Origin of the sequence: Catellatospora bangladeshensis (genome assembly GCF_016862575.1) — a bacterium.
Classification (GTDB): domain Bacteria; phylum Actinomycetota; class Actinomycetes; order Mycobacteriales; family Micromonosporaceae; genus Catellatospora; species Catellatospora bangladeshensis.
This window is the reverse complement of sequence record NZ_BONF01000045.1, coordinates 45,234-67,095: the sequence shown is the minus strand read 5'-3', so window position 1 is coordinate 67,095 and position 21,862 is coordinate 45,234. Positions and strand designations below refer to the sequence as shown.

Here is a 21,862-nt window from a genome sequence, read left to right as displayed (position 1 = left end):
CGAGGCCCGTCGCCGGGCGCCCGCACCGTGGCGCGCGGCCGTCCCCGAGAGGACCGAACTTCCGATGTCCGAGCACCCCTCCTCCGGCAACCGGATCCACCCCACCGCGATCATCGGGCCGGAGGTGGAGCTGGGCACGGGCAACGTGATCGGCCCGTACTCGGTGCTGCTGGGCCCGCTGCGGGTCGGTGACGGCAACTGGATCGGCCCGCACGTGTCGATCGGCGCCCCGGCCGAGATCCGCGGCGGCGCGCATCCGGCCGCGTGGGACGAGCCGGGCGAGGGCCCGGGGATCACCATCGGCGACCGCAACACGTTCCGCGACTTCGTGTGCGTGCACCAGCCGAGCGCGGGCAGCCCTGCGGGCACGGTGGTCGGCTCGGACTGCTACATCATGAACAAGGTCTACATCCCGCACGACGCGCAGCTGGGCGACGCCGTCACGATCGCGTCGTCGGTGGCGATGGGCGGGCACGTGAAGCTGGGCGACGGGGTGAACCTGGGCCTGAACTCGACCGTGCACCAGCGCCGCATCGTCGGGCCGGGCGCGATGGTGGGCATGGGTTCGGTGATCACGCGGGACGTGCCGCCCTACGCGAAGAGCTTCGGCAACCCGGCGCGGGTGCGCGGGGTGAACACGGTCGGCATGAGCCGCGCGGGCATCCCGGCGGAGGCGATCGAGGCGCTGGTCGACCTGTACGCCAAGGACGACTTCTCGCCCGAGCACATCCCCGCCGGGCTGGAGCGCGCGTTCACCTGGTGGCAGTCCGCGACGGCGCACTGAGTACGAACGCGAAGAAGGCCCCTCCCACGCGGGAGGGGCCTTCTCACACACCAGGCGAGGTCAGGCCGCGCTGTCCTCGATGACCTTGGCGACGACGCGGTGCGCGGGCAGGATGCGGGCGCGCTCGGTGTCGGCGTCGGCGGTGCCGGCCAGGATGTCGAGGAAGTGGTCGAGCTGGGCCGCGAGCGGCTCGCGGTTGGTGGTCAGCTCGGGGATCTCGATGATGCTCTGCTGGCGGTAGCCGCGGCCGTCGGGCGCGAAGGCGTCCAGCGACACGTGGCGGTAGATGGTGACGTCGCGGCGGATCAGGTCGGCCTCGATGAGCCGGTCGACCTCGCTGATCACCAGGGTCCGCACCTTGCGCTGGCCGATGCGGCTGGCCGAGACGTTGGCCAGGCCGCCGTTGCCGAAGGCGAGCACGGTCTCGGCGACGTCCTCGGCGCCGGGCACCGAGGAGGGGTGGAACTGGCCGAGGGTGCCGCGCACGGCGGTGGGCTCCTGGCCGCCGTAGGCCTGGATGGCCAGGTCCACGTCGTGCACGAGCAGGTCCCAGGCGACCCCGGTGCGGATGCGCGGGGCGTACGGCGAGTGCCGGGTGGCGGTCAGGTGGACCGGCTTGTCGACGAGCGCGAGGGCGGTGAGCACGGCCGGGTTGAACCGCTCCAGCAGGCCGCAGAGCAGCGGCACGCCGTTCTTCTCGGACAGCGCGACGATGGCCTCGCTGTCGGCGAGGCTGCTGCACACCGGCTTCTCGATCAGCAGCGCCTTGCCCTCGTTGAGGACCTGCTCGGCGAGGCCGTGGTGCAGCTCGGTCGGGGCGGCGATCACGACGGCGTCGACGTCGGTCAGGTCCAGCTCGGGCGACCAGGAGGCGCCGAAGCGGTCGGCCACGTCGCGGCCGGCGGCCTCGCGGGGCTCGATGATGCGGACCAGGTCGGCCCGGTCGGACTGGGCGATGACGCGGGCGTGCAGGGAGCCCATGACCCCCGTGCCGACGAGCGCGAAGCGGGGCTTGGCGGTCATGCGCCCACCGCCGTGCGGACGGCCTCGATGACCCGGTCGACGTCGCTGTCCGAGAGGTGGTTGTGCACGGGCAGCGAGACGCACTGCTTGACGACGCGCTCGGTGACCGGCGCGGGGTCGGCGATCACGCGGGGGTGCTCGCGGTAGCAGTCGTAGTCGTACACGGTCTTGGGGTAGTAGATGCCGCAGCCGACGCCCTGCTCGCCGAGCTTGGCGATCAGCTCGTCGCGGGTGATCGCGGCCTCGTCGGTGACGAGGATCGTGTACTGGTGCCACACGTGCGAGCGGCCGGGCAGCTCGGACGGGGTGCGCAGGCCGGGGACACCGGCCAGGCCGGCGTTGAGCCGGGCGGCGTTGTCCTGGCGGCGCTTGACGTTCTCGGAGTAGGCGGCGAGCTGCGGGATGGCGAGCGCGGCCTGCAGGTCGGTGAGCCGGTAGTTGTGGCCGGCGACCTCGTACTGGTAGCGCTGGCGCATGCCCTGGTTGCGCAGGACGCGCAGGCGGTCGGCCACGGTCGCGTCGTTGGTGGTGATCATGCCGCCCTCACCGGTGGTGAGGTTCTTGGTGGCGTACAGCGAGAAGGTGCCGATGCCGAAGCTGCCCGCGCTGCGGCCCTCGATGGAGGCGCCGAGCGACTGCGCGGTGTCCTCGACGAGGCCGAGGCCGTGCTTGGCGGCCAGCGGGGCGATCTTTGTCATGTCCGCGGTCTGGCCGTAGAGGTGGACCGGCATGAGGACCTTGGTGCGCGGGCCGATGGCGTTCTCCAGCGCGGCGGGGTCGACGCAGAAGTCGTCCTCACGGATGTCGGCGAAGCGGGCGGTGGCCCCGGCCTCCAGGATCGCGTTGAGGGTGGCCACGAACGTGAACGGGCTGGTGATCACCTCGTCGCCGGGCTGCAGGTCGAGGACCTCCATGGCGGCGACGAGCGCGGTGGTGCCGTTGTTGACGGCGACCGCGTGCTCCACCCCGACGACATCGGCAAACTCGCGCTCCAGCCGGGCGACCATCGGGCCCTGGGCGATCATGCCCGAGCGGATCACCTCGACGGCCAGCTGCTCGGCCGCTTCGTCGAGTTTGACGACGGAAATCGGGATCACGGGTCTCTCCTTGTGCGTAGGGGCAGCGTGCAGCACCGTAGCAGCGGGCGGGCCGAACCGCACAGTTGACCGCCACGGCTGTGAGGCCGCATCACATCACGGCGCTGACCAGCGGCGTTGTGCGCTGCTGGCGGCTGCGTGACGCCTGGGCTAGGGTACTCGAACACCCTGGTTCGATCATTCAGCTCATTAGTCGAGAGCGTTACGAAAACATGGAAACCGTGGCCAAGACCGCGACTCGGCCCGGCGCCGAGCCGGTTCCCCCCTCCCGGCCCGATCCCGAGGCGGCGCCCGCAGCGGCGTCCCGGGGCCTTCCCCGGTGGGTCTCCCTGGCGATCCGCCTGGTCGTCATCGCCGCCATCGTGGCGGGTATCGCTTGGAGCATCGTCAGCCAATGGCCCAAGGTCCGTGAGACCTGGCTCGGACTCGCCTGGGAGTCGGTGGCGCTGTCCGTGCTGTTCGCGCTCGCGGGCATGTTCGCGAACTCGATGGCGTGGCGGGCCGCGGCGCGTGATCTCGAACACCGGATCTCGGTGCCGGCGGCACTGCAGATCTGCATGGTCGGCCAGCTGGGCAAGTACATCCCGGGCAGCGTCTGGGCGTACGTGCTGCAGGTCGAGCTGGGCAAGCGCGCGGGCCTGCCCCGGGCGCGGGCGTTCCTGGCCACGCTGGTGTCGCTGGGCCTGACCGTGGCCGCGGCGCTCGCGCTGGGCCTGCTGAGCCTGCCGCAGCTGCTGTCGGCGGCGGAGAGCACCGACTCGGACTACGCGGGCTCGGTGAAGGTGGCGCTGATCATCGTGGCGGTGCTGGTGCCGATCGCGATCATCTGCTCGATCCCGGCGGTGCTGACCCGCCTGGTGCAGCTGGTGCTGAAGGTGCTGCGCCGGCCGCCGCTGCAGCACAGCCTGACCTTCCCCGGCGTGGGCCGGGTGATCGGCTGGAGCGCACTGGGTTACACGCTGTTCGGCGTACACCTGTGGCTGCTGACCAACGCCCAGGCCGCACCGGGCGCGAAGGGCCTGCTGCTGTGCGTCGGGGCGTTCGCCATCGCCATGATCGTGGGCATGTTCGCGTTCCTGTCCCCGTCCGGGCTGGGCGTGCGCGAGGCGGTCCTGGTGGCCGCGATGGCGCCGTTCCTGGCCGACGCGGGCGGCGTGGGCGCGGCGATGGGCATCGCGGTCGCCTCCCGCCTGGTCTTCACCGCGGCGGACCTGCTGGGCGCCGGTGCCGCGGCCCTGGCCGCCAAGCGCACCCTCGCCAAAACCGCCTGAACGCTTTCTGCACAGCCGGAGCCCCCGTCGAGACGCCTCGGCGGGGGCTCCGCCGTCTGCCGGGGTCAGCGGGCGAGCACGGTGGTGATGCGGGTGAACTCGTGCATCAGGTCGTAGCCGTCCCAGATCCCGGCGAAGCTGAGCGCGTCGCCGAGCGGCACGAGCCGGTCCACGCCGCGCCCGGCCAGGCGGTGGGCGAACGCGGTCAGCTCCTCAGCGCTGAAGCCGAAGTGGGCGACGGTCTGGTCCCGGCGCACCACCACGGCGGCGAGCGCGTCCAGCGACGGCACCACGGCCTGCGGGAACGTGCCCACGCCGAGCCAGCGGCGCGGGATCGCGCCGGGGTCGGCCAGGTCGACCGTGGCCAGCTCGTTGCCGTCGAAGGCGATGCCGGTGGCGTCGCCCTCCAGCGCCAGGCCGTAGGCGGCCACCCGCTTCTCGACGGCCATCGCCGCGTCGACCTCGACCCCGACGGCGTCCAGCACGGTACGCAGCCGGGCCAGCAGGTCCGTGCGGGCCGCGGCGGCCTGCTCCGGGGTGCCCACCCAGTACACGGCGCGCGGGGAGGAGCAGGCGGCCTGGTCGAACCAGTACGCGTCGTTGTAGAGCCCCCGCGCCCCGGCGTCCCGCGCCGCCTCGGACACGCTCAGCCAGCCCGCAGCGGAGATCACCGTGAACGAAGAGCGGTCCGGGAAGGTCAGGTCACGGGCGTGCGGGGCGAGCGGGTGCCGCCGGATCTCGCGCACCGAGGCGTCGCCGCCCCAGATGACCCGCAGGTCGGCGGCGGCGGACAGCGCGGCGGTGACCGCGTCGTCGCGGCCGTAGGTGACCATGCGCTGGGTCTGCCGCAGCGCCGGATGCGCCCCGTCCAGGGTCTCGTTGAGCGCCTCCAGCACGGCGGTGGCCGCCCCGGCCGAGCGGGACGAGATGCGGACCACGTTGGCGTTGCCGGCCAGCGCGGACAGCGCCCAGGAGTACACGAAGATGGTGTCGACGTTCGCGGGCGGCACGTGGAAGACCAGGCCGCGCGGGAAGCGGAGCTGTCCCGGCTGGTCGGCGACCCGGGCGGCGGCCTTGGCCAGCTCGCCCCGGCGCAGGAAGAACCCGAGCGAGCCCAGCTCCGGATAACGGCGCGCCACAACCGGCTTGAGCAGCTGCCGCGCGAACGCGACGAGGAAGTCGGTGACGCGCTCGTCGCCGACCCGCAGCGGGCCGCCGTCCGGGGTCTGCCGCACCGCCGCGAGCAGGTCCTCGACCGCGACCTCGCCCCCGGCCGGGAACCGCTCCAGCACCTTGCTCATGCCTTCGCCTCCGAGAACGTGTCGCTGCAGCCGCGCGCCTCGGCCCGGGGCAGCCGCCCCAGGATGGAGAAGCGCTTGCCGGGCCAGGCGCCGTCGTCGACGCCGTGGATCACGCCTCGGTCCTCGGTGAGCAGGACATGTCCCGGGTACGAGCGCGGCAGCGTGCTGATCACCTCGACCACGCCGGGCGTGCCGTGCGGCACCGGCTCCCAGGTGTGCGGGTCGCGCACGATCACGTCGGAGAAGTCGGGGCAGTAGAGGCCGCCGCCGTCCGGGCCCTCCAGGAAGGTCAGCCCGATCTGCTCGACCATGCCGTAGAAGTTGTGGATGCGGCGCAGGCCGGTGTCGGCGGCGAAGCGGCGGCGGAACTCGTCGTTGTCGACGGCGCGGTCGGCCAGCTTCTTCCAGCCGCCACTGTGGATCAGGATGCCGTTGCTCAAATCCAGCCCGTTGTCGCGGGCCAGCTCGTAGAGGAACTGCCAGGCCATGAACGTGAAACCGAAGATCAGGAACGGCTGGTCGCCGTGCTTGGCCAGGAAGCCCTTGACCGCGTCCAGGTCGGGCTGGTCGTGCTCGTCGAGCACGAAGACGTGGTCGCGGCCGAAGTTCATCATGCCCAGCACCCCGGCTCCGCGTGCGGAGAAGGAGCTGCGGTTCTTGAACAGCGACACCGTGTCGACCAGCAGCATCGGCAGCCGCTTGGCCCCGATGACGGTCTGCATCGTCACCGAGAGCATGCGCTGCTGCAGCGCGGCGGCGTCGCGGTCCAGGTAGATCCGGCTCACGTCGCCGGTGGTGCCGGACGAGGTGAGCACCTTGAACACGTCGCCGGCCGGGATGCTGCGCAGCTCGTGATGCTTGAACAGGCGCACCGGCAGCCAGGGCAGGTCCGCGACCGTGTCGTACGCGGTCCCCGGCCCGTGGCCCAGGGCCGCGAGCAGGCGGGCGTACTCGGGGCTGTGCGCGCGGTGGTGCTCGGTCAGCTCGGCCAGCTCGGGCAGCAGCCGTGCCTCCCGCTCGGGCTGGGTGAGCGTGAACACGGTCATGCCAGGGCCTCCAGGGCACGGTAATCGATCTTGCCGTTGGGCAGCTGCGGCAGCGCGTCCACGGGGCGTACGTCGAAGCCGGTGCGGTGCACCCTGAGCCGCTCGGACAGCCGCCCGGCCAGCGCCTGCGCGGCCTCGGCGTCGATGCCCACGACGAAGACCACCACCCTGTCCGGGCCGGACACCGCGACCGCCGGGCCGTCGGCGCGGACGAGGTCCTCGATATCGTGCAGGTTGACCCGGATCCCGAAGATCTTGCCGAACCGTTTGAGCCGCCCCTTGAGCCACACGAACCCGCGCTCGTCGAGGTAGCCCAGGTCGCCGGTGCGCAGCGCGCCCGCCTGGTCGTCGCCGCGCGCCGTGTCGGCCACGGCGGTGGCGTAGCCCATCATCACGTTCGGGCCGCGGTACACCAGCTCGCCGGTGACGTGCGGGTCGGCGGACTCGGTGCCGTCGTCGGCGAGCACCGTGAACGCGCCGCCGGGCAGCGCGGGGCCGACCGAGCCGACGCTGCCGGGCAGGCCGTCGGCGGGCAGGGTGCTCATCCGGGGCGCGGCCTCGGTGCAGCCCCACATCACGTGGAAGCGCCCGCCGGAGGCGCTGATCTGCTCGTGGAAGTGCAGGATCAGCTCGTCGCGCAGCCGCCCGCCGGCCTGGGTGAGGGTACGCAGCGACGGGTGCCGCCCCGGCCGCCACCGGATCCGGTGCAGCATCTCGTAGTTGTAGGGCACCCCGGCCAGCGACGTCGCCTGGTGGGCGTCCACGGCCTGCCAGAACTCCTTGGCCAGCACGCCGCCGTCGACCACCAGCAGCGTCGCGCCCGCCGCGAGGTGGCTGTTCACCACGGACATGCCGTAGCTGTAGAACAGCGGCAGGCTGGTCGGGGCGATCTCGTCCGGGCCCAGGGCCAGCGCGTCGCCGATGGCGTGCGCGTTGGCCAGCACGGCCGCCCGCGACAGCCTCACGAACTTGGGATCGCCGGTGGAGCCGGACGTCGCCAGCAGCACGGCCAGGTCCGGGTGGGGCAGTGCGGCGGGCGCGGTCCGGCGCACCCAGCAGCGGCCGAGGACCGGGTGCTCGGTGTCGTCGTAGCCCTTGGGCAGCTCGCACAACTCCGCCCCGGCGCCGCCCTCGCCGACCCCGACCACCACGGCGGGTTCGAAGCGGGTCACGAAGTCGGCCAGCACGGCGGGAGCCAGCGCCGGATCGAGCAGCGCCACCGGGCGGCCCGCCCGGAACGCACCCGCGTAGCGCAGCACCGACGCGGTGGTCAGCGCGCTGCGCGCGAAGACGACCCCGGCGGGCGCGTCGGTGTACCCGGCCGCGTGCCGCGCGACCTCGGCGGACAGCTCCGCCCCGGCCAGCACCGCCCCGGTCGCCGCGTCGACGAGCCGGGCCGTGGGCGCCACCAGGGTCACGGGAGCAGCCCTCCGTCGACGCCGAGCACCTGCCCGGTGACGTAGCGGGCGCCGTCGCCGGCCAGGAAGCGGATCACGTCGGCGACCTCGTCCGGCTCGCCGAGGCGGCCCAGCGGCGCGGCGGCGGCCTGCCTGTCCAGGACCTCGGCGGGCAGCGCGGCGGTCAGCTCGGTGCGGATCACGCCCGGGGCCACGGCGTTGACGCGGATGCCGCGCCCGCCCAGCTCGCGGGCGGCGGAGCGGGCCAGCGCGGCGACGGCGGCCTTGGAGGCGGCGTACACGCTCTGGCCGGCCGCGCCGTGGGTGCCGACGACGGAGGCGAGCAGCACGATCGCGCCGCCGGTGCGGGTGGTGCCGTCGGGCGCGGTGCGGCGGCGGGCCATCGCACGGCTCGCGGCCTGCACCGCGGCGACCGCCCCGGCCACGTTGACGTCCAGCGTGCGGGCCACGTCGGCGGCCCGGATCATGCCGAGCAGGCCGCTCTCCATGATCCCGGCGTTGACCACCAGCACGTCCAGGCCGCCGTGCTCGGCGGCGACCCGCTTGACGAGATCGCCGGTGGCGGCGAAGTCGCCCGCTTCCAGGGCCAGGCCGTGCGCGCCGTGCTCGGCGGCGACCTTCTCGGCCGCGGCCTGGTCACGCCCGGTGAGCACGACCGTGGCCCCGGCCGCGCGCAGGGCGCGTACGGTGGCCAGGCCGATGCCCCGGGTGCCCCCCGTGACCAGGGCGACGCGGCCGGTCAGCTCACTCATCGACGCCGGCGTCGCGCAGCATGTCGGCCGCGACCTTGAACGAGGACAGGTCGATGACCTGGTCGGTGTCGAGCTGCACGCCGAACTCGTCCTCGATCGCGGCGACGAGCGTCATGTGGCCCAGCGAGTCCCACTGCTCGATGTCGCGGTACTTCAGCTGGTCCACGTCGGTGCCGGGCGGCAGCTGCAGGGCGTCGGCGAACACGGTGCGCAGGCGCTCGGTCAGGGGCATGGCGGTCGTTCTCCAGATCCTCGCGGCGGGTACGGCTCGGACAGTCCGGGCAAATACCCCGAACCGTGAGCCATGAGCCGAGCCTACGCGGCTGGTATACGGCCTGTTGCAGCCTTGGTGTACGCGGGCTGAACATCCCGCGTCGCATGGGCGATCGACGGGAATCAGCCCGGATAAGCGGCGAGGCCGCCCGCGATGTGCGGACGGCCCCTCAGCTTTCGTTCGGGGTCAGCGGCCCCGGGCCGCCACCATGGTGCCGAGCACTTCCAGGTGCCGCTCCAGCACACGCTGGAGGGTGAAGTGCTGGTCGATCAGGTCCTGGCCGTTCGCGCCGACCTGCTTGGCCACGGCGGGGTCGGTCAGGCCCGCGATGAGGCGCTCGGCCATCGCTTCCACGTCGCCGGGGGCGCAGAGCAGGATGTTCTGCCCGTCCTCCAGGCCGATGCCGGGGAAGTTGTCCGGGCGGGCCGGCACGACCACCGGCACGCCGCCGGCCATCGCCTCCAGGCTCGCCGTGCCGATGCCGAAGCCCTGCTCGTGGCACTCGACGGTGGCCGCGGCCAGGTAGTCCGGGATCTCCCGTTTGGCCACCGGGCCGGTGCTGATGACCGCGTGGTCCACGCCGAGGGCCTTGGCCCGCTCCAGGAACAGCGGGTAGTAGACCTGCCCGACGACCAGCAGCTTCGCGTCCGGCACCGCCGCGAGCACCTTCGGCAGCGCCTCGACCAGCATCAGCCGGTCGCGCAGCGGGATGATGTGGCCCACCGACAGGATCACGGGGGCGTCGCCCAGGCCGTGCTTCTCGCGCACGCCCCGGCCGTCGCCGCCGCGCACCCAGGTCGGGTCCACACCCACCGGGATGTAGTCCAGGCCGGAGTACGCGCCGCGGTAGCGGTCCCGGATGTACTCGTCCATCAGCACGTCCATGACCACCAGGCGGGGCTTGGAGCGGCGCATGAACGGCTTGACCATCAGCGCGTCGAGGCCGCGGAACACCTTGGCGTAGCTCGCCGAGGGGTTCTCCAGCCGGGTGTGGATGGACAGCAGCACCGGCACCCGGCGCTTGCGCGCGTAGAGCGCGGTCGCCCAGGTCAGGTCGAAGAACTGGCCGTGCTGGTGGATGGCGTCCGGCTTGAACTCGTCCAGCAGCTTGCGCACGGCGCGCAGCAGGGTGGGCCGGCTGGTGAACGAGATGTCGAAGCTGACCGCGAGCCTGGTCTGCGGGAGCATCCAGGCGGGCAGGCGCACGATGCGCATGCCGTCGCGCTCCTCCACCGCGGGGGCGTTCTGGTACGCCGCCGTGAGGACGAGGACCTCGTGGCCCTGCTCGGCGTAGCCCTTGGCGAGGGACTCCGACAGGTGCGAGCTGCCGCCCGCGCGAGGGGGGAAGAAGTTGTTGACTACCGCGATACGCACCGGCGCTGGCTCCTAGCTGTGTGCCGCGAGGGGGGTGAAGCGTACGTCCGTGCCGTCGACCTCCACCGCGGCCACCGGGCGGGCCGGCACGCCGGCCACCACGGTGCCCGCGGGGACGTCCTTGGTGACCACCGCGCCGGCGCCGATCACGACGCCGTCGCCGATGGTCACGCCCATCATGATCGTCGCGTTCGCGCCGATGAAGACGCGGTCGCCGATGGTCACCGGCGCGCGGTCGACCTGGGGGTAGGCGCGGCCGGACACGCAGCGGCGTGCAGACGAGTGGGTGTAGATCTGCACGCCGCAGCTGATGTCACAGCCGGAGCCGATCGTCAGCCCGCCGGACCCGTCGATCACCGTGAACGCGCCGATCCAGGTGCCCGGCCCGATGACCGGCTCCCCGATGATCCACGCGTGCGGGTTGTACGGGTTCTCCGGCAGGCCGGGATGCGGCTGGGTCACCCGATCTCCGACTTGATCAGGTCGGTCATGCCGTCGCCCACGGTGATCGTCGGCTCCCAGCCGAGGACCTCCTTGGCCCGGGTGATGTCGGCCGCGCGGCGGCTGACCAGCACCTCGCGCGGGTTGAACTGCGGCTCCACGTCCACGCCCACGGCCTTGATCAGGATCTCGGCCAGCGACGCCACCGTGGTGTCGATGCCGGTGCCGATGTTGACCGGCACGTTGCCCTGCTCCGACTCCAGCGCCGCGACGACCGAGCGCGCGATGTCGTGCACGTGGATGAAGTCCATCGACTGCTCGCCCTTGCCGTCGATGATCGGCGGCTGGCCGGTCTTGAGGCGCTTGACGAAGTGGTTGATGACCGAGGTGTAGTACGCGGTCGGCTTCTGGCCGGGGCCGTACACGTTGAAGAAGCGCAGGGCGACCCAGTTCAGGCCCTTGCTGCGCTGGTAGAAGCCGAGCAGGTCCTCGCCGGTGCGCTTGGCGATGCAGTACGGGGTGAGCGGGCTGAGCTCGTCGTCCTCGTGCATCGGCAGCTTCTTCGGGTCGCCGTAGACCGACGCCGAGGAGGCGAACACGATGCGGCGCACGCCGTGGTCGGCGGCGGCGGCGAAGACGTTGTTGTTGCCGACGACGTTGATGTCGATCGACTCGTACGGGTCCGCCTGGCTCTTGTTGATCGACACCGCGGCCAGGTGGATGACCGACTCGCAGCCCTTCATGGCCGCGTGCACGGCGCCGCCGTAGCGCACGTCCTGCTCCACCAGCTCGACGTTGCCGGTCTTGACCAGCTCGTCGATGCGCTCGCGGTCGCCGCGCGACATGTTGTCAAAGATCCGGACCTGGTAGTCCTTCTCCAGCAGCAGCCGGACCACGTGCAGGCCGATGAAACCGGCGCCTCCGGTGATGAAGACGGTCTTCTTTGACATTGCGGACCTTTCTGGGAGGGAGGAGCACGGCCTGCGGCCGCGGTGTTACGAGGGGAACGGCCTGGGCCGCAGAAGTGATCTTAGTTGGCGCGGCCGGCGGCGAGGGAGTCGACGACCTGGATCAGGGTGGCCGCGACCGTCTCGACCTGCGCGTCGGTCAGGTTCGCGTGCATCGGGATGGCCAGGTGCCGGTCGAACAGGTCCGCCGAGACCGGGCAGGGGTTGGTCTCACCGTACAGCGGCTGCAGGTGCGAGGCGTAGGTGCCGAAGGTGCACTGCACGCCGCGCTCGCGCAGCGCCATGGCGACCTCGGCGCGGCTGACCGCCGGGTCCAGCGTCACCACGTACGACTGCCAGGGGTGCTCGCGGTCGGGCGCCTCGAACGGGACGGTGATCAGCTCGTGGTCCTTGAACAGCTCGCCGTAGCGGGCCGCGATGCGGCGCTTGACGGCGAGCAGCTCGGGCAGCCGGTCCAGCTGGGCCAGCATGATCGCGGCCTGGATGTCGGAGAGCCGGTAGTTGTAGCCCAGCTCGTCGAAGGTCGGGATGGGCAGCTTGGACAGCTCGGCGCGGGTCAGCGCGCCCTCGACGCCGTAGGTGTGCAGCTTGCGGGCCTTGGCGGCCAGGTCGGCGCGGTCGGTGACCAGCGCGCCGCCCTCGCCCGAGGTGATGCCCTTGCGGCCGTGGAAGCTGAACGTGGCGATGTCGGCCAGGCTGCCCGCCGGGCGGCCCTTGTACGTCGCACCGGCCGAGCAGGCCGCGTCCTCGATGACGAACAGGCCGTGCTTGTCGGCGATGGCGCGCAGCTCGTCGTAGTCGGCCGGCTGGCCGAACGCGTCGACCGCGATGATGCCCACGGTGCGCGGGGTGATCAGGGACTCGACCACGGCCGGGTCGATGGTCCAGGTGTCGGGGCGCACGTCGGCGAAGACGGGGCGGGCCCCGGTCCACATCACCGAGTGGCCGGTCGCCGGGAAGGTGTAGTCGCCCACGATCACCTCGTCGCCCGGCTTCACGCCCAGCACCAGCTGCGCCAGGTGCAGCGCCGAGCCGCAGTTGCTCGTGGTCAGCGCGTGCTGCACGCCCATCGCGGCGGCGAAGCGCTCCTCGAACTTCTTGCAGGTGGGACCGGCCCCCGACAGCCAGCCTGACGCGAACACCTCGGCGATGGCGGCGAGCTCCGGCTCGCCGACCGTGGGCTGGCCGAGCGCGATGACGTCAGACATGTGGGACCTCCCCTTGTGAGCGACCCGAGAAGTGTAGGCCACCGGACCAGGGCGGTCGCCAGTCGGCCGGAGGTCCGAATGGCCTAAGCTCGACGCCGTTGCGGCCGGGCGGAGGAGTGAAATGACTAGGTTTGTGGTGGTCGGTGGCGGAATCGTGGGTCTTGCCGTCGCGCATCGCCTGCTCACGGACCGTCCTGAGGACTCCGTCACGGTGGTCGAGAAGGAGGCGGGCTGGGCCGCGCACCAGACCGGCCACAACTCCGGCGTGATCCACGCGGGCGTCTACTACAAGCCCGGCAGCCTCAAGGCCACCCTGTGCAAGGCCGGCAGCGCGTCGATGGTCGAGTTCTGCAAGGAGCAGGGCCTGGCGTACGACATCTGCGGCAAGCTGATCGTGGCGACGGACGAGTCCGAGCTGCCCCGCCTGCAGGACCTGCACCAGCGCTCGGTCGCCAACGGGCTGCCCGTGAAGCTCATCGGCCAGGCCGAGGCCGCCGAGTACGAGCCGCACGTGGCCGCCGTCGCCGCGCTGCACGTCGCCTCCACCGGCATCGTTGACTTCGGCGCGGTGTGCCGCCGCATCGCCGAGCTGCTCGCCGAGGGCGGCGCGGACCTGCGTACCGAGACCGAGGTCACCGCGATCCGGCAGCGCGCGGGCGGCGTGGTGGTGACCACCACCAAGGGCGAGATCATCGCCGACGTGCTGATCAACTGCGCGGGCCTGCACGCCGACCGGATCTCCCGGATGGCCGGGGTCGACACCCCGGTGCGCATCGTCCCGTTCCGCGGGGAGTACTACGAGCTGACCCCGCAGCGCCGCGACCTGGTCAAGGGCCTGATCTACCCGGTGCCGGACCCGCAGTTCCCGTTCCTGGGCGTGCACCTGACCAAGATGATCGACGGCACCGTGCACGCGGGCCCGAACGCGGTGCTGGCCACCGCCCGCGAGGGCTACTCGTGGGGGAAGATCAGCCCGCGGGACGTCTGGGACGAGGTGACCTACTCCGGGCTCTGGGCGCTGGCCCGCAAGCACTACCGGTACGGCCTGACCGAGGTGCACCGCTCGCTGTCGCGCAAGAAGTTCGCGGCCAGCCTGGCCCGGCTGGTGCCCGTGCTGACCGGCGAGGACATCGTGCCGGCCGGTGCCGGGGTGCGCGCCCAGGCGATCCGCCCCGACGGCGGCCTGGTCGACGACTTCCTGATCGTGGAGGCGGAGCGGCAGGTGCACGTGCTCAACGCGCCCTCCCCCGCGGCGACCAGCTCGTTCGAGATCGCCAAGCACATCGTGTCGCGGCTGCCCGCCGACCTGGCGGCCTGACCTCACGCAGCGGAAAGGGGCGCCCGGCGGACCGGGCGCCCCTTTCGCGTGCTCGTGTTACAGGTACTGGCCGGTGTTGCTGGCCGTCTCGATGGACCGGCCCGACTCGGTGCCCTTGCCGCCGGAGACGAGCGTGCGGATGTAGACGATCCGCTCGCCCTTCTTGCCGGAGATCCGTGCCCAGTCGTCCGGGTTCGTGGTGTTCGGCAGGTCCTCGTTCTCGCGGAACTCGTCCAGGCAGGCGTCCAGCAGGTGCTGCAGGCGCAGGCCCTTCTTGCCCGAGGACAGGAACTCCTTGATCGCCATCTTCTTGCCGCGGTCCACGATGTTCTGGATCATGGCGCCGGAGTTGAAGTCCTTGAAGTACAGGACCTCCTTGTCACCGTTGGCGTAGGTGACCTCGAGGAAGCGGTTCTCCTCGGTCTCCGAGTACATCCGGAGCACCACCGAATTGATCATCGCGTGCACGCACGCGTCGGTGGAGCCGCCGTGCTCTGCCAGGTCGTCCGGGGACAGCGGCAGGGTCGGCAGGATGTACTTGCTGAAGATGTCCTTGGCCGCCTCGGCGTCCGGGCGCTCGATCTTGATCTTGACGTCGAGCCGCCCCGGGCGCAGGATGGCCGGGTCGATCATGTCCTCGCGGTTCGAGGCGCCGATGATGATGACGTTCTCCAGGCCCTCCACACCGTCGATCTCGCTGAGGAGCTGGGGAACGATGGTGTTCTCCACGTCCGAGGAGACACCCGAGCCGCGGGTCCGGAAGATCGAGTCCATCTCGTCGAAGAACACGATCACCGGGGTGCCTTCCGAGGCCTTCTCACGGGCCCGCTGGAAGATCAGCCGGATGTGCCGCTCCGTCTCGCCGACGTACTTGTTGAGCAGCTCCGGACCCTTGATGTTCAGGAAGTAGCTGGTCTTCTTCTCCTCGCCGCGCTGCTCGGCGATCTTCTTGGCCAGCGAGTTCGCCACCGCCTTGGCGATGAGCGTCTTGCCGCAGCCGGGAGGACCGTAGAGCAGCACGCCCTTCGGCGGGCGCAGGTGGTGCTCGCGGAACAGGTCCGCGTGCAGGAAGGGCAGCTCCACCGCGTCGCGGATCTGCTCGATCTGGTGCACCAGGCCACCGATGTCGTGGTAGTCGACGTCCGGCACCTCTTCGAGGACCAGCTCCTCGACCTCGCTCTTGGGGATGCGCTCGTAGGCGTACGCGGAGCGCGGCTCGATCATGAGGGAGTCGCCGGAACGCAGCGTCCCGCCGATCAGGCCCTCCGCCAGGAACACGATCCGCTCCTCGTCGGCGTGCGAGACCACGAGTGCGCGGTCCCCGCCGTCGAGGATCTCCTTGAGCAGGACCACCTCGCCGGCCCGCTCGAAGCCGAGCGCGTCGACGATGTTGAGGGCGTCGTTGAGCAGGACCTCCTGCCCACGCTGCAGCGCGTCGACGTCCAGCGACGGCGACACCGCCACCCGCAGCTTCCGTCCACCCGTGAAGACGTCCACCGTGCCGTCTTCATGCCGCGCCAGGAAGACGCCGTACCCGCTGGGCGGTTGCGCCAGCCGGTCGATCTCCTCCTTGAGCGTCACGATCTGGGCGCGCGCCTCCTTCAGCGTGGCCACCAGCCGCTCGTTGTTCTCCGTGAGCCGCGACAGCTGGGCCTGAGTGGCGGCGAGCCGCTCCTCAAGCTGCCGTACGTGCCGCGGGCTCTCGCTCAACTTGCGCCGCAACAGGGCGAGCTCCTCTTGCAGGAACGCGACCTGAGTGGAGAGATCGTTGGCTTCCTTCTCCCACCGCGCGGCGCGCGCATCCGCGTCGTCGCTCTTTGCCACGTCCCACCTCCCCGGGGGTGTCCTCCCGTCGGTCCTACCTCGTTCGGCCGACGTTTAGGGTGCTCCTAACACTAGCGGCTGATCGCCTCAGTTGAACCCTCCCGACACCCCCGTACCCAAGAACTGGATCGAGAATCTGGCCGTGCGGCCGACCTCCCCCGCATTCACGCGCGCCGGGGCGCTAGGGTCGAGTCCGTGAGTGAGCTCAGGGTGCGAGTAGATCAGGACCTCTGCACGGGCGACGGCCTGTGCGTGCAGTACGCCCCCGAGGTGTTCGAGTTCGACGTAGACGGCCTCGCCTACGTCAAGGACGACTCCGGCGAACTGCTGATGACCCCGGGTGCGACCGTCGAGATCCCGCCCCACCTCCGACTAGAGGTCATCGACGCCGCCCAGGAATGCCCCGGCGAGTGCATCCACATCCAGCGCACCCACGACGGAGAACCCCTGTCCGAGGAAGAACGCACCGCCCTCCGCTGACCTTCCCGCCCGCCCCCTCCCGCGGCGATCTTGCATGAACTGTGGGGACGACACGCCCAAACCGGGACAGAACACCCCCGCCGAGTGCAAGATCGACGCGATCTTGGCCGTTGGGACCGCGATGATCGGGGTTTCGTGTCACAAGGTGCGGTAGGGCCGCAGATCTTGACACGAAACCGCGATCATGGCGGGGCAGGCGTCGCGGAGCTGGGGCCCCGACCGGGCGGACCGGCCCCAGAGCGCGGGCGTCAGAGCATGGGGCGGCCGGCCAGGGAGGCGACGAGCTGGGCGAACTCCTCCAGCCTGGCGATCTGGCCGGTGCCGCCGTCCTCCAGGGTCTTGCCGAAGCGCAGGGCGTCCTGGCGGACCACGTGGTGCGGGTCGTCCAGGGGGTGGCCGTTGTTCGACTCGTCCAGCGAGCTGAGCAGCAGGTAGACGTCGACGCTGTCGACCCGCAGGTGGTTGGCGGGGGTGCGGCTCAGGCGGCGGCGGCAGCCGACCTCCGTGATCACCGAGAGCGGCACCACCCGCAACGACGAGATCATCGAGCCCGCCGGGCCCTCCCCGGGCGGAACGTCCTCGCCGTGCCACAGCAGCAGCCGGGAGCCGTCGCAGACGACGACCTCCTGCCACACGCCGTTGTACTCGTTGACGAAGCGCTCCAGCGTGAACCCGAGCACCTGGGTGCCGCGCAGCACGCCCTCCAGGGCGTCCAGGGCGACCTCGGGATCGCGCAGGTAGGCCCGCGCCGCCGAGTCGAGGTCCGGGTACGGCGACCAGTCGGGGAACACGGCCGGGGGCACGTTCACGGCGTCTCCTACTCCCAGACCTCGTCGGCGACCGCGTCCGGCTCGGGGGCCGGGGCCGCCTTCTTGCGCAGCTCGTACGCCTCGCGGCCCTTGCTCGGCTTGCGCCGGCGGGGCGGCGCGGTGACGCCGGGGGCCAGCTTGCGGGCCCGCACCAGGAACGCGGTGTGCGCGATCATCCGGTGGTCGGGGCGCACGGCCAGGCCGTCGGCGTGCCAGTCGCGCACCAGCGACTCCCAGGCCAGCGGCTCGGTGAAGCCGCGCTCGCGCAGCGCCTCGACCAGCTCGGAGAGCTGCGGCGTGGTCGCCACGTAGCCGATGAACACCCCGCCCGGCAGCAGCGCCCGCTCGACCATGTCCAGGGCGTCCCAGGGGGACAGCATGTCCAGGATGATCCGGTCGAAGCCGGTCTCGGCGTTGTCGGCGACGTCGCCCACGTGCAGGTGCCAGGACGGCATCATCGGGTCGGACGGCTTGCCGTCGGCGGCCCAGCTGGTGCCGAACCAGTTCTGCACGTTCTTGCGGGCCACGGCGGCGAAGTCGTCACGCAGCTCGTACGACCACAGCTGCCCCTCCGGCCCCACCGCGCGCAGCAGCGAGCAGCTCAGCGCGCCGGAGCCGACGCCGGCCTCCAGCACCTTGGCGCCGGGGAAGACGTCGCCCATGGCCACGATCTGCGCCGCGTCCTTGGGGTAGATCACCTGGGCGCCACGCGGCATGGAGAGCACGTAGTCGGCCAGCAGCGGGCGCAGCGCCAGGTAGGCGGTGCCGCCGGAGGAGGTGACCACGCTGCCGTCGGGCAGGCCGATGAGGTCGTCGTGGGCGAGGATGCCGCGGTGGGTGTGGAACGCCTTGCCCGGCTCCAGCACGATCGTGTGCATCCGGTTCTTCGGGTCGGTCAGCTGCACCCGGTCACCCGCGGCGAAGTCGCCACGACGCTGCGGCGTCGGATCGGTCATCTGCTTAAGGTTCCTGTCTCGAAGTTCAGCGGGCGGCCTTCAGCGCCGCCGGGTCGAGCACCTGCACCACGTCCATGATGGTGAGCACGCCCACCACATCTTCCCCGTTGACCACGAGGTAAGGAGTGGCCGGGTCCCCACGGAGGAGCTTGATCACCTCAGCGCCGCGCGCCTCGGACGGGATGGTCGCCACCGCGTCGATGCCACGGGCCACCGTCTCCACGGTCACCCAGGGCCGCCGCTGCTCGGGCACGGCGGCCGCGGCGGCGGGCACGACCAGCGCGATCAGCCGGCCGTCCGGGTCGGCGACGCCCAGCACGGGCGCGGTGTGCCCGGCCTCGGCGGCACGGCGGGCCGCCTCGGCCAGCGAGGTGCCGGTGGGCACCACGAACAGCGGGCGGGCCAGGCGCACCGGGTCGACCAGCGGATAGCGGCGGCGCACCCGGGCCGTCATCACCGCCCCGGCGGCGCCCTGCCAGATGCTGAACGCCACGAACAGGCCGAAGATCAGGCCGAACCACTCGTACCAGCCGGTCATGTAGAGCACGGCGGCGAGCAGCGCGGTGAGCACGGCGACCACCCGCCCGGACCAGCCCGCCACCAGCAGGCCCGCGTCCCGGTCGCCCTTGGCGCCCCAGACCACCGCGCGCAGCGCCCGGCCGCCGTCCAGCGGCCAGCCCGGCAGCGCGTTGTACACCGCCACGATGATGTTGCACAGCGCGAGCTGGAACGCGATCTGGTGGGGCACGGTGCCGCTCGGCAGCAGCACGGCCGCGATCACCGAGGCGACGCCGACCAGCGCGGACACGACCGGTCCGGCCAGCGCGGTGGCCAGCTCGACCCCGGGGCGCGGCGAGTCGTGGTCGAACTCGGTGTACCCGCCGAGCAGGTCCAGGGTGATGCCCTTCACGCCGATGCCGTAGTGGCGGGCGGTGAGCGCGTGGCCGAGCTCGTGTAGCAGAACCGACAGCAACAGGCACGCGACGAAGCCGAGCCCGGCCAGATAACGGGCGGGGCCGCTCAGCTCCAGGGCCCGGCCCAGGCCCTCGCCGTACCACCAGGTGATGAACAGGGCCATGAACACCCAGGACGCGCTCAGCCGCAGCGGGAAACCGAAGATGCGGCCGACCTGAAAGCCTGATCGCCGCTCGCCTCGCGAAGCGGACTTGGGTGTCGAATCGGTCACAGCGTCCTCTCCATCGTGACCATGCTACGGCCGAGCGGCACGCGTACCGAGTCGTACGGCTCCCCTACTGTGTGGGTCATGACAGAGCAGGTGCCCACCGAACACGTTTCGTCACCGAGCGCCGCGGCCGCGCCCGGCGCGGACGGCGTTCGCCCCCTCCCCTCGCTGTCGCCCTCGCGGGCGGCGGACTTCAAGACCTGTCCCCTGCTCTACCGTTTCCGCAGCATCGACCGCATTCCGGAGCAGCCCACCGCCGAGCAGGTACGCGGCACCCTGGTGCACGCCGTGCTGGAGAAGCTGTTCGACTCCCCGGCCACGGCCCGCACCCGTCCGCTGGCGGAGGAGATGGTCGAGCCGCAGTGGGACCGGCTGGTCGAGGAGCAGCCCGAGTTCGGCACGATCTTCGAGGCCGAGGGCGCGATGACCCGCGAGCAGTTCCTCAGCTCCGCGCAGGATCTGCTCGGCGGCTACTTCGCGGTCGAGGACCCGCGCCGGCTGGAGCCCGCCGAGCGCGAGCAGCTGATCGAGGCGGTGCTGGGCGCCGAGGGGGGCGAGCAGCTGCTGATCCGCGGCTACATCGACCGGCTGGACGTGTCGCCGGGCGGCGACCTGCGGGTGGTCGACTACAAGACCGGCGGGGCGCCGCGGGAGGCGTTCGAGGCGCGGGCGCTGTTCCAGCTGAAGTTCTACGCCCTGGTCCTGTGGCGCACCCGGGGCGTGGTGCCGCGGGTGCTCCGGCTGCTCTACCTCAAGGACGCCGAGATCTGCGACTACACGCCCGACGCCGAGGAGCTGACGCGTTTCGAGAAGACGCTGTTCGCGCTGTGGCGGGCGATCGAGAACGCGATCGAGACGCAGGACTTCCGGCCCAAGCCGAGCAAGCTCTGCGGCTGGTGCAGCCACCAGCAGCGCTGCCCCGAGTTCGGTGGCACGCTGCCGCCGTTCCCGGTGCAGGTCACCGCGCAGACGGTGGACAGCAGGCAGGCCCGGCTGCTGGCGGCCCAGCCGGAGGGGTGACCCGATCCGGTAGCCTCGCCGCGTGCCCCTGACCCCCGCGCCGTCGCGTTTCCGCTGGTGGAAGCCCACCTGGTGGACGCCGCTGCGCGCCGACGCGGCGCTGGCGGCGGGGCTGTTCGTGGTGCAGGTGCTGCTGGCGTACGCCCAGCCGTCCTGGCTGATGCAGACGACGCTGGTCACGTTCCTGTGGAGCGCGGTCAGCCTGGCGCCGATCGTGCTGCGCCGCACCCACCTGTGGTTCGCCATCGGGCTGACGGCGTTCCTCACCGCCGTCGGCACGGTGTGGCCGGACGCGCTGCTGGGCGGGCAGGGCGTGGCGCTGTGGGTGCTGGCGTACACGGTGGCGGCGTACGAGCCGTGGTGGCGCGCGGTGCTCGGCACCGCCGTGCTGTGGCTGGTCAACGACCTGATCTGGGTATGGGCGTTCCAGCACGGCCTGATGCGCGACGCCGACGGCCGCCAGCTCATCTCCCTGTCGGCCGGGATCATCGTCAACCTCGCGGTGATGGTGATCACGTTCCTGGCCGGCCGCACCGTGCGGGCGCGCCGGGAGGCGTCCGCCGCGCTGGCCGAGCGGGCGCTCGCGGCCGAGGCCAACCAGCAGGCGCACGCCGAGCAGGCGGTGGCCGAGGAGCGCCGCCGCATCGCCCGCGAGCTGCACGACGTGGTCGCCCACCACGTCAGCGTGATCGGCGTGATGTCCACCGGCGCGCGCCGCATGCTGCACCGCGACCCGGCCGCCGCCGACGAGGCGCTGGCCACCATCGAGCAGACCAGCCGCACCACGCTGCGCGAGCTGCGGCGGCTGCTGTTCGTGCTGCGCTCGGAGAGCGCGCAGGCCGACGACGCGGACGGGCTGAGCCCCACCCCGGGCCTGTCCGGTCTGCGCACGCTGGTGGACCAGGTCTGCGAGGCGGGGCTGTCCACCTCGCTGCGGGTGGACGGGGAGGTGGACGTGGTGGATCCGGGGGTGGCGCTGACGGCGTACCGGATCGTGCAGGAGGCGCTCACCAACTCGCTCAAGCACGCCGGGCCGGCGCGCGCCGAGGTGCGGCTGAGCGCCGACGGGCGGGAGCTGACCATCGAGGTGTTCGACACCGGGCGCGGACCGCACACGCGTACCCTCACCGCAGACGGGGTCACGCCGGGCACCAGCGGCCACGGCCTGCTCGGCATGCGCGAGCGCGTCGCCGTGTACGGCGGCACGCTGCGCACCGGCCCCCGTCCGGGCGGCGGTTTCCGGGTGCACGCGCGGATCCCCATGGAGCAGGCAGGCCACGCCGGGGTGGTCGCCGAGACGCAGGCGGAGGTCTGA

Annotated in this window: 21 protein-coding genes; 6 read left to right on the top strand and 15 right to left on the bottom strand. The window is 71.8% G+C overall.

The features are described 5' to 3' along the window. Window positions 1-64: 64 nt before the first annotated feature. Window positions 65-784 (top strand): LbetaH domain-containing protein, encoded by a 720-nt coding sequence (locus Cba03nite_RS32990; RefSeq protein ID WP_203754906.1) that lies wholly within the window; start codon window positions 65-67, stop codon window positions 782-784. 60 nt (window positions 785-844) lie between these two features. Here Cba03nite_RS32990 and Cba03nite_RS32985 read toward each other — a convergent pair whose 3' ends face one another. Both Cba03nite_RS32985 and Cba03nite_RS32980 read right to left on the bottom strand, forming a co-directional pair. Beyond that, window positions 845-1,807, bottom strand: coding sequence for a Gfo/Idh/MocA family protein (locus Cba03nite_RS32985; protein ID WP_203754903.1), 963 nt, complete (start codon window positions 1,805-1,807; stop codon window positions 845-847). Next, window positions 1,804-2,904, bottom strand: coding sequence for a DegT/DnrJ/EryC1/StrS family aminotransferase (locus Cba03nite_RS32980; protein ID WP_203754901.1), 1,101 nt, complete (start codon window positions 2,902-2,904; stop codon window positions 1,804-1,806). Before Cba03nite_RS32980 ends, Cba03nite_RS32985 begins: the two co-directional genes overlap by 4 nt. A gap of 221 nt (window positions 2,905-3,125) precedes the next feature. On the opposite strand from Cba03nite_RS32980, the gene Cba03nite_RS32975 reads away from it, so the two are divergent. Beyond that, window positions 3,126-4,175: a lysylphosphatidylglycerol synthase domain-containing protein gene (locus Cba03nite_RS32975; protein ID WP_239126192.1), complete on the top strand. Its 1,050-nt coding sequence runs from the start codon at window positions 3,126-3,128 to the stop codon at window positions 4,173-4,175. Between the two features lie 65 nt (window positions 4,176-4,240). On the opposite strand, the gene Cba03nite_RS32970 is transcribed toward Cba03nite_RS32975, so the two are convergent. The 9 genes from Cba03nite_RS32970 to Cba03nite_RS32930 form a co-directional block, all read right to left on the bottom strand. After that, window positions 4,241-5,476 carry an acyl-CoA reductase gene (locus Cba03nite_RS32970; RefSeq protein WP_203754897.1) on the bottom strand — a complete coding sequence of 412 codons (1,236 nt, stop codon included), beginning with the start codon at window positions 5,474-5,476 and terminating at the stop codon, window positions 4,241-4,243. After that, a complete protein-coding gene (locus tag Cba03nite_RS32965; RefSeq protein WP_203754895.1) occupies window positions 5,473-6,522 on the bottom strand; it encodes a LuxE/PaaK family acyltransferase in 1,050 nt (349 codons plus the stop codon). Before Cba03nite_RS32965 ends, Cba03nite_RS32970 begins: the two co-directional genes overlap by 4 nt. After that, entirely contained in the window at window positions 6,519-7,940 is a 1,422-nt protein-coding gene (locus Cba03nite_RS32960; protein ID WP_203754893.1) for an AMP-binding protein, read from the bottom strand. Before Cba03nite_RS32960 ends, Cba03nite_RS32965 begins: the two co-directional genes overlap by 4 nt. After that, a complete protein-coding gene (locus Cba03nite_RS32955) occupies window positions 7,937-8,692 on the bottom strand; it encodes an SDR family NAD(P)-dependent oxidoreductase (RefSeq protein ID WP_203754891.1) in 756 nt (251 codons plus the stop codon). Before Cba03nite_RS32955 ends, Cba03nite_RS32960 begins: the two co-directional genes overlap by 4 nt. Then, window positions 8,685-8,924: an acyl carrier protein gene (locus Cba03nite_RS32950; RefSeq protein ID WP_203754889.1), complete on the bottom strand. Its 240-nt coding sequence runs from the start codon at window positions 8,922-8,924 to the stop codon at window positions 8,685-8,687. Before Cba03nite_RS32950 ends, Cba03nite_RS32955 begins: the two co-directional genes overlap by 8 nt. Window positions 8,925-9,152: 228 nt before the next feature. Next, window positions 9,153-10,340 (bottom strand): glycosyltransferase family 4 protein, encoded by a 1,188-nt coding sequence (locus Cba03nite_RS32945; RefSeq protein ID WP_203754887.1) that lies wholly within the window; start codon window positions 10,338-10,340, stop codon window positions 9,153-9,155. Window positions 10,341-10,352: 12 nt separating this feature from the next. Further along, complete coding sequence (locus tag Cba03nite_RS32940) at window positions 10,353-10,802, bottom strand: acyltransferase (RefSeq protein ID WP_239126191.1); 450 nt, start codon at window positions 10,800-10,802, stop codon at window positions 10,353-10,355. Then, window positions 10,799-11,731, bottom strand: coding sequence for an NAD-dependent epimerase/dehydratase family protein (locus Cba03nite_RS32935; RefSeq protein WP_203754885.1), 933 nt, complete (start codon window positions 11,729-11,731; stop codon window positions 10,799-10,801). The genes Cba03nite_RS32940 and Cba03nite_RS32935 overlap by 4 nt, the downstream gene beginning before the upstream one ends. Before the next feature lie 80 nt (window positions 11,732-11,811). Beyond that, the gene (locus Cba03nite_RS32930) at window positions 11,812-12,957 is read right to left on the bottom strand and encodes a DegT/DnrJ/EryC1/StrS family aminotransferase (RefSeq protein ID WP_203754882.1); all 1,146 of its coding nucleotides are present in this window, start codon (window positions 12,955-12,957) and stop codon (window positions 11,812-11,814) included. A gap of 121 nt (window positions 12,958-13,078) precedes the next feature. On the opposite strand from Cba03nite_RS32930, the gene lhgD reads away from it, so the two are divergent. After that, window positions 13,079-14,275, top strand: coding sequence for an L-2-hydroxyglutarate dehydrogenase (lhgD, locus tag Cba03nite_RS32925; protein WP_203754879.1), 1,197 nt, complete (start codon window positions 13,079-13,081; stop codon window positions 14,273-14,275). A 57-nt stretch (window positions 14,276-14,332) separates the two neighbouring features. On the opposite strand, the gene arc is transcribed toward lhgD, so the two are convergent. Next, entirely contained in the window at window positions 14,333-16,099 is a 1,767-nt protein-coding gene (arc, locus tag Cba03nite_RS32920; RefSeq protein ID WP_203754876.1) for a proteasome ATPase, read from the bottom strand. Between the two features lie 195 nt (window positions 16,100-16,294). Here arc and Cba03nite_RS32915 point away from each other — a divergent pair, with 195 nt between their 5' ends. Continuing rightward, window positions 16,295-16,579, top strand: a complete 285-nt coding sequence (locus tag Cba03nite_RS32915; RefSeq protein ID WP_203754873.1) for a ferredoxin — start codon at window positions 16,295-16,297, stop codon at window positions 16,577-16,579. 248 nt (window positions 16,580-16,827) lie between these two features. On the opposite strand, the gene Cba03nite_RS32910 is transcribed toward Cba03nite_RS32915, so the two are convergent. The 3 genes from Cba03nite_RS32910 to Cba03nite_RS32900 are packed head-to-tail and all read right to left on the bottom strand — an operon-like array spanning window position 16,828 to window position 19,530. Next, on the bottom strand, window positions 16,828-17,382 hold the full coding sequence (locus Cba03nite_RS32910) for a hypothetical protein (RefSeq protein ID WP_239126200.1): 555 nt from the start codon (window positions 17,380-17,382) through the stop codon (window positions 16,828-16,830). Between the two features lie 14 nt (window positions 17,383-17,396). Further along, entirely contained in the window at window positions 17,397-18,344 is a 948-nt protein-coding gene (locus tag Cba03nite_RS32905; RefSeq protein WP_203754870.1) for a tRNA (adenine-N1)-methyltransferase, read from the bottom strand. Window positions 18,345-18,369: 25 nt separating this feature from the next. Further along, window positions 18,370-19,530: a M50 family metallopeptidase gene (locus tag Cba03nite_RS32900; RefSeq protein ID WP_239126190.1), complete on the bottom strand. Its 1,161-nt coding sequence runs from the start codon at window positions 19,528-19,530 to the stop codon at window positions 18,370-18,372. 78 nt (window positions 19,531-19,608) lie between these two features. Between Cba03nite_RS32900 and Cba03nite_RS32895 the strand changes: the two genes are divergently transcribed. Next, complete coding sequence (locus Cba03nite_RS32895; RefSeq protein WP_203754868.1) at window positions 19,609-20,547, top strand: RecB family exonuclease; 939 nt, start codon at window positions 19,609-19,611, stop codon at window positions 20,545-20,547. A gap of 22 nt (window positions 20,548-20,569) precedes the next feature. Further along, window positions 20,570-21,862, top strand: a complete 1,293-nt coding sequence (locus tag Cba03nite_RS32890) for a sensor histidine kinase (protein WP_239126189.1) — start codon at window positions 20,570-20,572, stop codon at window positions 21,860-21,862.